At 61.8% G+C, this 12,225-nt stretch carries 10 protein-coding genes; 7 read left to right on the forward strand and 3 right to left on the reverse strand.

Annotated elements, in window-relative coordinates:
- Positions 1 to 3: 3 nt before the first annotated feature.
- On the reverse strand, positions 4 to 1,053 hold the full coding sequence (locus tag HZB49_RS16480; RefSeq protein ID WP_291613178.1) for a glycosyltransferase family 4 protein: 1,050 nt from the start codon (positions 1,051 to 1,053) through the stop codon (positions 4 to 6).
- A 129-nt stretch (positions 1,054 to 1,182) separates the two neighbouring features.
- Here HZB49_RS16480 and galE point away from each other — a divergent pair, with 129 nt between their 5' ends.
- The 3 genes from galE (at position 1,183) to HZB49_RS16495 (ending at position 4,845) form a co-directional block, all read left to right on the forward strand.
- The gene (galE, locus tag HZB49_RS16485; RefSeq protein WP_291613180.1) at positions 1,183 to 2,196 is read left to right on the forward strand and encodes a UDP-glucose 4-epimerase GalE; all 1,014 of its coding nucleotides are present in this window, start codon (positions 1,183 to 1,185) and stop codon (positions 2,194 to 2,196) included.
- A 94-nt stretch (positions 2,197 to 2,290) separates the two neighbouring features.
- Positions 2,291 to 4,099 (forward strand): ABC transporter ATP-binding protein, encoded by a 1,809-nt coding sequence (locus HZB49_RS16490; protein WP_291613182.1) that lies wholly within the window; start codon positions 2,291 to 2,293, stop codon positions 4,097 to 4,099.
- Between the two features lie 44 nt (positions 4,100 to 4,143).
- Entirely contained in the window at positions 4,144 to 4,845 is a 702-nt protein-coding gene (locus HZB49_RS16495; protein ID WP_291613184.1) for a fumarylacetoacetate hydrolase family protein, read from the forward strand.
- A 93-nt stretch (positions 4,846 to 4,938) separates the two neighbouring features.
- On the opposite strand, the gene HZB49_RS16500 is transcribed toward HZB49_RS16495, so the two are convergent.
- On the reverse strand, positions 4,939 to 5,868 hold the full coding sequence (locus HZB49_RS16500) for an aspartyl/asparaginyl beta-hydroxylase domain-containing protein (RefSeq protein ID WP_291613186.1): 930 nt from the start codon (positions 5,866 to 5,868) through the stop codon (positions 4,939 to 4,941).
- A 164-nt stretch (positions 5,869 to 6,032) separates the two neighbouring features.
- Between HZB49_RS16500 and HZB49_RS16505 the strand changes: the two genes are divergently transcribed.
- Both HZB49_RS16505 and HZB49_RS16510 read left to right on the forward strand, forming a co-directional pair.
- Entirely contained in the window at positions 6,033 to 6,758 is a 726-nt protein-coding gene (locus HZB49_RS16505; RefSeq protein ID WP_291613187.1) for a hypothetical protein, read from the forward strand.
- A 28-nt stretch (positions 6,759 to 6,786) separates the two neighbouring features.
- Positions 6,787 to 8,244, forward strand: a complete 1,458-nt coding sequence (locus tag HZB49_RS16510; RefSeq protein ID WP_291613188.1) for a hypothetical protein — start codon at positions 6,787 to 6,789, stop codon at positions 8,242 to 8,244.
- Positions 8,245 to 8,331: 87 nt separating this feature from the next.
- On the opposite strand, the gene HZB49_RS16515 is transcribed toward HZB49_RS16510, so the two are convergent.
- Complete coding sequence (locus HZB49_RS16515; RefSeq protein ID WP_291613190.1) at positions 8,332 to 10,227, reverse strand: hypothetical protein; 1,896 nt, start codon at positions 10,225 to 10,227, stop codon at positions 8,332 to 8,334.
- Between the two features lie 476 nt (positions 10,228 to 10,703).
- Here HZB49_RS16515 and HZB49_RS16520 point away from each other — a divergent pair, with 476 nt between their 5' ends.
- Both HZB49_RS16520 and HZB49_RS16525 read left to right on the forward strand, forming a co-directional pair.
- A complete protein-coding gene (locus HZB49_RS16520) occupies positions 10,704 to 11,171 on the forward strand; it encodes a heme-binding protein (RefSeq protein ID WP_291613192.1) in 468 nt (155 codons plus the stop codon).
- A 169-nt stretch (positions 11,172 to 11,340) separates the two neighbouring features.
- Positions 11,341 to 12,180: a universal stress protein gene (locus HZB49_RS16525; RefSeq protein ID WP_291613194.1), complete on the forward strand. Its 840-nt coding sequence runs from the start codon at positions 11,341 to 11,343 to the stop codon at positions 12,178 to 12,180.
- The last annotated feature ends 45 nt before the right edge of the window (positions 12,181 to 12,225 follow it).

Raw genomic sequence — 12,225 nt, forward strand, 5'->3', positions numbered from 1 at the left:
GGATTACTCCAGCAATCCGCGATAAACATTCGCAATCGCGCTGGCTTCCGCATCGAGGCTGAATTTTTCCTCTACGCGCGCCCGCGCCCGCTCCCCCATCGCTGCAGCAGCAGCGGGATCGCGCATCAGCGGCTCGAGTGCCGCCACCAGCGCATCGACGTCGCCCGGCGGCGTCAGCACGCCGGTGACGCCGTCTTCGACCACGAATTGGGCGGCGCCGGCGCGGGCGGCCGCCAGCGCAGCGCCCGCCGCCATCGCCTCGATCAGCGTCAGCCCAAAACCCTCATTGCGCGAGGTGAAGGCGTAGATCGTCAGCCGCCTGTACCAGCGCCGCACGTCCTCGATCGCGAGCTCGCCCGTGATGACGATGCGCGACTGCAGGCCCGCCGCCGCGATGCGCTTCTTCAGCTCGCTTGCGAACGCTTGCTGCTCCGGCACGATCGCGCCGACCATGACCGCGGTGAAATCGGGATAGCGCGGCAGCAACCGGCACATGGCGTCGACGAAGACGTCGCTGCCCTTTTGCGCACGTACCCGGCCGAAACAGCCGATCGCATAGCGGCCGGGCAGCCCGCTCTCTGCAAACGCCGAGGCGCGGTCGGCCGCCGGCGCATAGGCATCGGTGTCGACGCCGTGCATGACGACCGTTGCCTCGCGCTTGAGGAAGGATGCAGAGAGTTCGCTGGTGGCGATCACCGCGTCCATCTGCCGGATCAGCCAGCGCGTGATCCAGGTGTGATGCCGCTGTGCCGCCGAGGTGAACACCAATTTGAGCGGCCAGCCGAGCGCGCGCAGCACCACGCCGACGATCATCTCGTCATTGCGCCGCGCGTGCCAGATCAGCGGCGTGCGCCGCCGCCACAGCTTCATCAGATCCGCAAAGCCCATCCGCGCAATGCCGTCGGGCGCATCGGAACCGAGCCACGCCGCGCGGAACATCTTTGCCAGTTTTGGCGCCACCATCCGGTTGGTGGCGGTCACGCCCGAATAGCGCCTGTGCAGGTTTGGCACGATCAGCTGCAGATCGGCGGGCAGATTGGTCTCGATCGGCACGTCGGGCTCCGTTTCGTAAGGCTCCTATACGCAACATTAAGCATAGTGACCAGTTCAGGCGCGCCGAAACCCCCTTTTCACCGCACCGCCACTAGCATCGCCACTCCCTAACAAGGAGAGGCAAAGCCCATGACCGTGCTCGTCACCGGAGGCGCCGGCTATATCGGCAGCCACATGGTCCTTGCGCTGGTGGAAGCCGGCGAAAGCGTCGTCGTGATCGACAATCTCTCCACCGGCTTTTCCGCCTTCCTCCCCGAAGGCGTGCCGCTGTTCATTGGCGATGCCGGCGACGAAAATCTAGTCGAGGGCGTGATCGAGCAGCACGGCATCGAGAGCATCATCCATTTCGCCGGAAGCGTCGTGGTGCCGGATTCCATGCGCGATCCGCTCGGCTATTACCGCAACAACACCTTCACGACCCGCAACCTGCTCAACGCGGCGGTGAAGAGCGGCATCAACCGCTTCATCTTCTCCTCCACCGCCGCCGTCTACGGCAATCCCGACCAGGTGCCGGTGACCGAGACCGCGCCGACCCGGCCACTGTCGCCCTACGGCTTCTCCAAGCTGATGAGCGAGATCATGCTGCACGATGTCGCCGCCGCGCATGGCATGAAGTATGCCGTGCTGCGCTATTTCAATGTCGCCGGCGCCGACCCGGAAGGCCGCGTCGGTCTCGCGACCGTCGGCGCCACCCATCTCCTGAAGATCGCAATCGAGGCCGCCACCGGCCAGCGCGCCAAGATCGACGTGTTCGGCACCGACTATCCGACGCCCGACGGCAGCTGCATCCGCGACTTCATCCATGTCAGCGACCTCGCACAAGCCCATCGCGCGGCGCTGTCCTACCTGCGCGGCGGCGGCGATTCCGTGACGCTGAACTGCGGCTATGGCCGCGGCTATTCGGTGCTCGAAACCATCGAGGCGGTGCGCCGCATCTCGGGCCGCAACTTCGCGGTTCAATATGCCGCGCGCAGGCCGGGCGACATCATGACCATGGTGGCCGACACCAGCCGCATGCGCATGCTGCTCGACTGGACGCCGCAATACGACGATCTCGACACCATCGCCACCCACGCGCTGGCCTGGGAAGAGAAGCTGCTGCGCGAGCGCGGCGGACTCGCAGAGCAGGCACAATCGGCCTGAAATCAAGGTGTTATTTGGCTTGAAAAGCCGCGATTAAGCGGGCAAGACACCGCAAGCTGCGACGCGCCGCTTCCCGGCGTGTCAGGGATCGCGGATGGCCCAGTTTCCCAAGAAAATCACTGATGATCCCTATGGGGCCGCGGTCCTGATTCGCCGCCTGGTGATGGAACAGGGCATCGTCTATTGGCGGCGCTATCTCACGGCATTTGCCTTCATGGCCGTCGCCGCCGGCGCCACTGCTACGGCAACTTATGTCCTCGGCCAGGCGATCAACCAGGCCTATGTCGACAAGAACGTCGCCGGCATCGCGATGCTTTCCGGCGTCACCGTGCTCCTGCTGTTCATCAAGGGCGTGGCGACCTACGGCCACATGGTCATCCTTTCGAAGATCAGCAACGCCATCCTCGCCAATAATCAGCGGCAGCTGTTCGCCAAGCTGATGAACGAGAGCATCGCCTTCTTCTCCACGCGGCACTCCACGGAATTCCTGGCGCGGCTGACGGCGGGCGCCAAGTCCATCACCGACGTGCTCAACATGCTGATCAACGCCATCGGGCGCGACCTGTTGATGCTGATCAGCCTGTTGGGGGTGATGATCTGGCAGGACCCGCTGATGTCGCTCTTGGGTTTCGTCGTGGTGCCGCCGGCCATGCTGGTCATGCGCAAGCTGGTCAAGCGCATCAAGGGCCTCGCCTACAACCAGTTCACCGGCACCGCCGACATCCTCGAGACCATGCAGGAATCGTTGCAGGGTATCCGCACCGTCAAGGCGTTCACGCTGGAAGGCGCCATGCAGCAGCGCATCGACGAGAACATCGGCGCCGTCGAGCGCAACGCCAACAAGATGGCGCGCGTCGCCAACCGCTCCAATCCGCTGATGGAGATGCTGGGCGGGTTCGCGGTGGCGGGCTGCCTGCTCTATGGCGGCTACAGCGTGGTCGCGCTGGGCGCGACGCCCGGCCAGTTCTTCTCCTTCATGTCCGCCTTCCTGCTGGCGACCGAGCCCGCCAAGCGGCTGGCGCGGCTCAACATCGACCTCAACAGCCAGCTGGTCGGCGCGCGCATGCTGCTGGAAGTCATCGACAGCCCCGCCAGCGAGCAGGCCGATGACGACAAGCCGCCGCTGAAACTGTCCGATGCGCGCATTGAACTCCGCAACGTCACCTTCGCCTATCGCGAGGGCGAGACCGTGCTCAACCGCATGAGCTTTGTCGCCGAGCCAGGCAAGGTCACCGCACTGGTCGGCCCCTCCGGCGGCGGCAAGTCGACGGTGCTGGCGCTGGTGCTGCGCTTCTACGAGGTGACCGATGGCAGCATCCAGATCGATGGCCAGCCTGTTTCATCGGTCTCGCGCAAGTCGCTGCGGCAGCAGACCGCCTATGTCGGTCAGGACGTCTACCTGTTCCGCGACAGCATCCGCGAGAACATCGCCTTCGGCAAGATCGGCGCCACCGAAGACGAGATCGTCGCCGCAGCAAAGGCCGCCTGCGCCCACGACTTCATCATGAGCTTCCCGCTCGGCTACGACACGCCGGTCGGCGAGCACGGCACGCAGCTCTCCGGCGGCCAGCGCCAGCGCATCGCGGTGGCGCGCGCGCTGATCCGCAACGCTCCGATCATCCTGCTCGACGAGGCCACTGCCGCGCTCGACTCCGAGTCCGAGAAGCAGGTGCAGGAGGCGATCGAGCATCTCTGCCGGAACCGCACCACCATCGTCATCGCGCACCGCCTGCACACCATCACCCATGCCGACGCCATCCTGGTGGTCGAGGGCGGCGAGATCGTCGAGCGCGGCCAGCATGAAGAGCTGCTGCGCCGCAACGGCCGCTATGCATCCTTCTTCCGCCTGCAACACCGCGACGGCAGCCAGCCCAGTCTGGCGCCGGTCGGCGCAACCGCGTAAAGACTATCCCGCCTTTTTCCTCGTCCAACCCCGAGACCCCCAAGATGAACGCCACCTCGTACGTCATTCCCGCAGCGCCGCAGCCGTCCCTTCCCGTGGTCGGCGAGACCAAGGCCTATCCGGTCCGCCGCATCTGGTGCGTCGGCCGCAACTATCTCGAGCACATCCGCGAGATGGGCAATGACGAGCGCGCCCCGCCGTTCTTCTTCGCCAAGCATGCCGACATGCTGGTGCCTGACGGGGCCACCATCCCTTACCCGCCGCTGACCAAGGATCTGCATCACGAGGTCGAGTTGATCGTCGCGATGAAGAGCGGCGGCCTCAACATTCCCGCCGACAAGGCGCTGGATCATGTCTACGGCTACGCCGTCGGCATCGACCTCACCCGCCGCGACCTGCAGATCGCCTCGCGCAAGAAGGAGCGCCCGTGGGAGATCGGCAAGTCCTTCGACTATTCCGCGCCGTGCTCGGCGATCCAGCCGGCCGCCAAGATCGGCCATCCCGTCAAGGGCAAGATCTGGCTGACGGTGAACGGCAAGGAGACGCAGAAGGGCGACCTCACCGAGCTGATCTGGAACGTGCCGGAGATCGTCTGGCAGCTGTCGCAGCAGGTGAAGCTCGCCGCCGGCGACATCATCATGACGGGCACGCCCGCCGGCGTGTCGCAGCTGCAGCCCGGTGACAAGATCGAATGCGGGGTCGACGGCGTCGGCACGCTGAAGGTCAATATCGGCAAGCCGGAGTAAGCCGGGATTTGTAGGGCGGATTAGCGCAAGCGTAATCCGCCTTTCTTCCGGCACGAGAGCGGCGGATTACGCTTCGCTAATCCGCCCTACGCATCACCGCAGGGCCGACGCCACGATCAGCCCGATGATCAGCACGCCGATGCTGTACTTCAGCGTGTAATAGACCGTCCGGTTCCATTCCTTGACCTTGCGGCTGGCAAGGTGGAACTCGTAGAGCTTGCCGAACGCCTTGTTGAGTGCGCCGACATGCTCGCCTTCCACGTTCTGGGTGGCCGAGGCCTTTACGATGTGGTGGCTGACCCAGCGGTTGATCGCGGTCATGAAGCCGTATTTCATGGGACGCTCGACGTCGCAGAACAGGATGATGCGGTTGACGTCGGTCGCATTCTCCGCGCTGTGGATGAACGTCTCGTCGAACATGAACGCTTCGCCGTCGCGCCAGACGCATTCGACGCCGTCGACGAAGATGTGGCATTTGTCCGAATTCGGCGTCACGAGGCCAAGGTGATAGCGCAGCGAACCCGCGAAGGGATCGCGATGCGCGCCCAGCTTGCCGCCGGGCGGCAGCATGGCGAACATCGCCCCGTGCACGGTGGGGATCGAATTGAGCAGTTCGACCGTCTTCGGGCACAGCGTCCGCGCCGACGGCAGGAAGTCGTCGTACCACTTCAGGTAAAAGCGCTTCCAGCCGCTCTTGAAGAAGGAATAGAAGCCCCAGTCGTTGTTCTTCGCTGCTGCGCGAATGAAACCTTCGTCGAACAGCCGCACCGCCTCGTCGCGGATCGTCTCCCAGTTCTCGCTGAGCTTGGCGAGTTCCGGAAATTTCTCGACCGGTATCACCGGCGTGTTGGGAACCGCGGAGCCGGCGTACATCAGCACATTGTAAGGCGCCAGATAGGTCGAGTGATCGCCGATCTGCCGGGCAAAGCGCAGGCGCTGGCGCCCGCGGAAATGCACATAGAGCGTGGACGCCACGAAGGCATAGAGCACGACAAGCTGCGGCGCGAAAATTTGTTTCAACATCATCGTTCCCGTACGATACCAGGGCCCTTCATTACTGCCGACCATGAACAGGTAGGTAGGCGACCATACCGCGCAGCCCAATCGCAACTATTGCCGCGACTTGGGCAAGAATAGCAACTCCGGGCATCATTGTCAGGCAAGAATAAATGGGCGTAAGGAGAGGCATGAAATCTTACGCACTTATCCCAGCCAGGTCGGGCTCCAAGGGATTGCCTGACAAGAACATACTCGAAATCGATGGATATCCGCTCTTGGCCTATTCAATTGCATTCGCCAAGAACCTGGCCGTCGATCGAATTATCGTGAGCACGGACTCGGAAAAGTATCGCGAAATCGCGCTGAAGTTTGGAGCAGAATGCCCCTACCTGCGTGGAGAGCAAGCCAGCACGGATACCGCAAACTGGGAGGCCATCATGGCCGACCTGGCGGCCAACCTCCCGAGGTCCAATATATCTCTGCCAGACTTGTGGATCAGCCTTAAGCCAGTCAATCCTTTTCGTAGCCTGATACACACGCTGCAAGGAATTGATCTCTTGATCCGGAATGACGACATAGATTCGGTGCGGATTGTCAGCGAGGCAGACCCGAGACTCCACCACATTGATGCGCAAGGTTTTCTCCAGCCCTACGGAGAGGGATGGGATCCAAACCAGTCGAAGATGTTTCGCTCCCAGTTTCCGAAGGTGTATCAACCCTATAATCTTGAAATCTTCAGGCACGAGCGTTGGGTGCGCTGGGATCGGAACTTCATGGGATCGCGCATCGTTCCGATAGTCGCGCCCAGAATTACGGGTCTCGACATCGACGACAACGACACGTTTGAAATTGCGAAGGCCCTGATTGAAATGCGACCGCGTCCGCATGTAGTTGCACGACACATTCACTTGTAGGAAACTCGGCGCGAAAGGACGACGTAATTTGGCGGCTGGCGTCGCATTGACTCTGCCCGAGATCCTCTTGGTGGAGGATTCAGCCGAGATTCTTTCCTTCAAGTGCCCGGTAACGGGTTGGCTGGCCTGGCCTGCCGTGCGGCACGTCTTCCTGAGCTATCTCATCCATGAACTCGCCTATGAATGGGCTGCCTTTATCGGGCCATTGCCGAAGCCCTGGCACCACCACCGCGCGGCTGCGGCTCTGCTCAAGGCGGCGCGACACAACAGAGAGGTGCTCCGGCGGGGCGTACTGCGCCGGCCCATCATGATCTTCGGGACCACGTCAACGATGGTTCAGCGTGACGGCATGGCATTCAACCGGCTGAGCGATGATTTTGCGCTTCAGTACCCCGAAGACACTGTGGTGATAGAGGACTTGTTTCCCTTGCAGTATTCGGTGCCGCGCAACCGCCGCAACCCCGATGTACTGTATTCGCTGCCGGAGCTGGCATTGCGCAAGTTTCGATCTGCGATGATCAATTCTGGCCCGTTCGATGCCGTTGCGAATGGACTCACCCGTTTCTTGACCGCCCGGGTCAAGCAGCTGTTCGGCCTTCAGCTACCGTTGGAACGCCAAGGCTATTTCACCACAATCATTTCCCGCAATTTGCGCCGCTTTCAACTCGAACGGAGGCGGTTTCACCGGCTATTCGAAAGGGCCAATCCGCGAATTTTGCTGGTGATGGCCGGTACGACTGGAGGTCACGCGCCTTCGATTCAGGTAGCCCGCGAAATGGGAATTACGGTAGCGGAGTATCAGCACGGTCAGTTTGGAGCTGGTCAGCCGGAGTACAACTTTGCGCCGACCCTGCTTGCCAGCGATGCATATAGGGCTACCCTTCCCGAATATCTTCTCACCTACGGCAGGTGGTGGACCAAGAAGATCAACGCTCCCTTGCACCATGTAGTCATTGGCAACCCGCATCGCGCGGAATCGCTGCTCCTGCATCGAAAGCCACTGCAGGCTGGCCCTCCGGAAATCCTGATTGTCGCCAAACTTGGAGAGGCTACGAAATATCTCGAGCTCGCGGGAAAACTTGATCATCACTTCGACGGACGCTATCGGATACGTTTGCGAGCGAACCCACGCGACCGGAATTTTGGCGGACATTCGAGCATCACGTGGCAGGGGCGAACCATCGAGCTGGACTGCAATCCGGACTTCTACGCGTCGCTCGTCCTGGCGCACACCATAGTGAGCGGACCTTCCACCGTCCTGGCGGAATCGATTGGCATCGCGAACCGGATTTTCATCTGGGATGAGGTCGGCGGACCTTTCAAGTATCCCGATCAGACGTTCGAGCGCTTTCGCAGCGTCAATGAATTGATCGCCGCTATCGAAAGCCCCGCAGGTGATTGCCCGGATCGCCCGGAGGTGGACGAATTATGGGCACCTGACTGGCGGCAGCGATACTCGGGCTTTGTGAAGCAATTCATCGCGTAGGAGACCTTCTCCTTCGTCAAGACGCGTGCCGGACGCGAGGGCTCGGGGATAGCGCTTTCAACCAGGCCAAGTCGCGCCCCGCATGCATCACGGGATTGAAGACTTGGTGACCGTCGATTCAGACAGCGTAGCAGCGAATGCTGTCTTCAAGTCAGCGGGGACGGTGCTGGAAATGACCTTATGCCGTAGAAGGGCAAGTATCAGGTCCGTCTTCGGCGAAATTCTGTGCCTGCGCAGCAGAGGAGACCACGCCTTCAGCACGAAACGTCGATCATAGGCGAGATCGTCGCATACCAGGTACCCGCGGAGATCCTTCGATCGCCGACACTTCGGAGCCAGGCCAAGCTTGCGGTAGCTCTTTCGTGCGATAGCCGGGGATTTTCCTTTGATGATCGCGGTACGCATAACGGGCTCAGCCACGAAGTGCACATCCGCCGCTTGCGACAGCATACTACCCAGATCGACGTAACGACCGTCGCGCGTCGCATACGTTCCGCCGAACGTGGGATCGAAGATATAGAAGCTTGTGCCAGAACCGGTCGTTACAGGCAGGACGGTCGTAACGTGCGTCAGGAATGTGCCGGGAAAACCTATGTCGATGGTGAAGGCATCGATGCCAAACAGGTTCAGCACCTTCTGGAAGAAAATGGCGAAGCCGCCGCACAACGCGCCTCCGGCATCCGGCTTCCACACGGCGTCATACAACTGCGATGCAGACAGATACGGAAAGGCGTTTACAACGTTGGGGAACTTGGGGACACTTTCCCCGAGATCGACTGTCCGGGCAGTCCAAATCACCAGCTTGTGAGCAGCCGCCAAGCGATCAACCTTGAGAGTTTCGTTCAATCCGGGAATCGCCGCCCTGATGATGTCCCTCAATCCTTCGTCCGTCAGGCAATCCGCGCATTCGCGAAACCGCAATCCAGCCTGGTATGAGAACCGGGTTTCGCCGTAGATCAAAAGCTCCAGACGTGTCGTGTCGGAAATATAGAGCTCTAAATCGCCTCTTGGGGCTGAGAGATATTCCAGCGATCCGTCTCGCCTCTGCAACCGCAACATGGGAGATCCCGATCGCCGGAGGCCTGATATCCGGAGTCGATAGGTCCTCCCTTTGTCGAGATCATCCCGACGGAAATAGAGGCCCGCAGGGCGACCGGTGCCCGAGATCTTGATCTTGTCGTGAGCTATGCTTGCGACTGGCTCGCCGTACCTTGCAGTGTTCCAGCCGGGCAGCTTGAGCTGACCGTCCAGGCACTGTTCGCATTTTCGCAGCGCCAATTCGCCCGTTCGGTAAGTGAACGCTGAATCGCTGTAGATGAGTACTTCCAGCCTCTCAATACCCGAAATCATGATTGGCGTGGTGCCGTCGGGCGCAGCAATGTATTCGAAGGGAGCATCATCGCGCTGCAGGCGGACGGTGGCGCCACCGGAGATCAACTTCCCGGACAACTCCAGCTCGTAGGACTTTTGTTTATCGAGATCGCTACGTCGGAAATAGACTCCCGACGGGGTTCCATTTCCGGCGATCGTCAGCCCTTTTTCAATCGCGGTGACCGTGGGGGAGCCATATTTGGCAACCTTCCAACCAACGACATCGGGTAAACCAGCGCATTCCTTGCACTCTGATAGCGCCAGCCTGGCCCGATACGAAAATCGGCTGTCACTGTAGATTAGCACCTCAAGATTTTTCGTTTCCCGAATGTCCAGCTCAAGCTTCCCATCCGGCGCAGCTCTGTACTCGAATTCCCGCTCGTCCCGCTGAATTCGCAGTGTGGGCGCGCCGTAGCGGAAATCCCCCAAGATCTCCAGACGATAGTTCTTGCTCGGCGCGAGGTCGCTCCGTCGAAAATAGAGGCCTGAAGGGGGCTCCTCTCCAGTGATGAGAATGGCGTCGCCTGTTCTCGATATGACCGGATTGCCGTATTTAGCGGTGTCCCATTTCTCGCTTCTTGCCGTGTTACAGCCCGCACATATGCCCAGCAAGACGGCAATAACGCCGAATCTCGGGGCCCAACTGCAATTCCCAAGTCGTGGTCCGCGCCGCATCGTGTGGGGATACACCGGGGGAAGGTCCTTGGGCAATTGTACCGACAAATGGAGCCCGAAAGTTTACTGGTTAATGTGGTTCCCTGGATACACATGAGCGGCGCGTCATTGTGCTTCCGACCGGTGCACGGGGCCAGCCGACGGGCGTTAGCTGATGCGCAATCGGCCAGTTCCAACGCGCAAACTGGCTCTTGCGCTCGAGCCGACCTTCGTCGTCATCGAGGAAGTCGAACCTCGGCAGTTGGGGCTGGGGCAGCCTGCCCGTGCGCACTCGGCACCGCGTCGCAGCAAAAAGTGCGACCGCTGCAAGCCAGGATTGGCTTGGCGAGGCTGTGCGATCATTGATCGCACCGCGATGGCTCTCCGTCTGTTATGGTTCCCCCACACAACAATCCCAAGGGAGGGGTCACAAGATGAAGGCAATTCTGGTCGCCGCCGCACTCGCAGCCTTTGCCACCGCCGCATCGGCGCAGGACAAGCGTCCCGACTACGGCACCGCGGTCAACGCTGCGGGCGGAAAGAAGATCGCAGCCGACGTCGTCGGCGAATGCCAGAAGAACGGCTGGAACGTGGCGGTCGCCGTGGTCGATAATCACGGCTTCCTCGTCTATTTCGAGCGCATGGACAACACGCAGACGGCCAGCGTGGATATCGCCGTCGGCAAGGCCCGGGCGGCGGCAACCTACCGGCGGCCGACGCGCGTCTTTGCGGATGTCATCAACAAGGGCGGGCCGGCCACGGCCACGCTCCCCGGCGTGTTTGCCTCGCCCGGCGGCCTGCCGATCATGGTCGACGGCAAGGTCACGGGCGGCGTCGGCGTGAGCGGCGTCACCGGCGACCAGGACGAGCAATGCGCCAAAGCCGGCCTCGGGATCAAGTGACCCGCGGAGCCTGAAAGCTGCGGCTCGACCCGAAGCGGAAGCTTGCGCCTGTGTGCAGGCTTCCGCCACCCGCGCGATCGGACTTTCGTTGTCCCCTTCCAGGGATTAGCCTGTCGGCATCGATGTCGCCTGTCCCTTCAGGCGCGCGAAGCGAAGTGGAGATCCGGGGATGAAGACGATCCTGGCGCCGACCCAACACATTGCAACGATGAAATCGGCCCTCGAGACGGCCGTACTGCTGGCGCGCCGAACCGGCGCCTACATCGAGGGCTTTCCGCTGCGGATTGCCATTCCTCCCTATGTCGTGGCGGAATTGACTGCGGGCCTCACCATGGACGCCTACGACGCGCAGCGCGACGAGGAGGTCGCGGAGCTGCGCCGCCTGTTCGAAGCCTTCATGCAGGAGCACGGCATCCCGCCCTCCGGCACGCCCGCCGAGCATCCGAGCTGCGGATGGCTTGCCACAGCCCCCGAAGATGAGAGCTTCATCGGCAACCTTGGCCGCGCGTTCGATGTGACGGTCATCAGCCGGCTGGATGGGGATTCGTCGGGCCTGCACCGGCGCGCCATCGAATCCGCATTGTTCGAGAGCGGCCGGCCGGTCCTGCTGGCGCCGCCCGTGGCGCCGAAGCAGATCGCCAGCAATGTCATGGTGCATTGGAACGGCAGCACCGAGCAGGCGCGCGCGAACGCCTTTGCCATGCCGCTGTTGCATCTGGCCGACCGGGTGACGCTGTTGACCGTGATCGGCGGGCAGGATGTACCGGGCCCGTCCGCCGACGACATTCTCAAGCAATTGCAACACAACGGCATCGCCGCCAGGCCGCTGCGCGTCAAGCTCGGCGACCGCGAGACCGGCGAAGCGGTACTCGACGCCGCCAGGGCCGAAGGCTGCGATCTCCTCGTCAAGGGCGCGTTCACGCGCAACAGGCTGCGGCAAATGATCTTCGGCGGCGCCACCAGCCACATCATGGAGCACGCCGACCTGCCGGTCCTGATGGCGCATTAGTCTGGCGCTTCCGGAATGGAGCGTAGCCCGTAGGATGGGTTGAGC

This window comes from Bradyrhizobium sp. (genome assembly GCF_016219575.1).
Classification (GTDB): domain Bacteria; phylum Pseudomonadota; class Alphaproteobacteria; order Rhizobiales; family Xanthobacteraceae; genus Bradyrhizobium.

Coding starts and splice junctions, on each gene's coding strand:
- HZB49_RS16520 (WP_291613192.1), top strand. CDS start 10,704: ATGAAGGCAATTCTGGTCGCCGCCGCACTCGCAGCCTTTGCCACCGCC.
- HZB49_RS16495 (WP_291613184.1), top strand. CDS start 4,144: ATGAACGCCACCTCGTACGTCATTCCCGCAGCGCCGCAGCCGTCCCTT.
- galE (WP_291613180.1), top strand. CDS start 1,183: ATGACCGTGCTCGTCACCGGAGGCGCCGGCTATATCGGCAGCCACATG.
- HZB49_RS16500 (WP_291613186.1), bottom strand. CDS start 5,868: ATGTTGAAACAAATTTTCGCGCCGCAGCTTGTCGTGCTCTATGCCTTC.
- HZB49_RS16505 (WP_291613187.1), top strand. CDS start 6,033: ATGAAATCTTACGCACTTATCCCAGCCAGGTCGGGCTCCAAGGGATTG.
- HZB49_RS16490 (WP_291613182.1), top strand. CDS start 2,291: ATGGCCCAGTTTCCCAAGAAAATCACTGATGATCCCTATGGGGCCGCG.
- HZB49_RS16525 (WP_291613194.1), top strand. CDS start 11,341: ATGAAGACGATCCTGGCGCCGACCCAACACATTGCAACGATGAAATCG.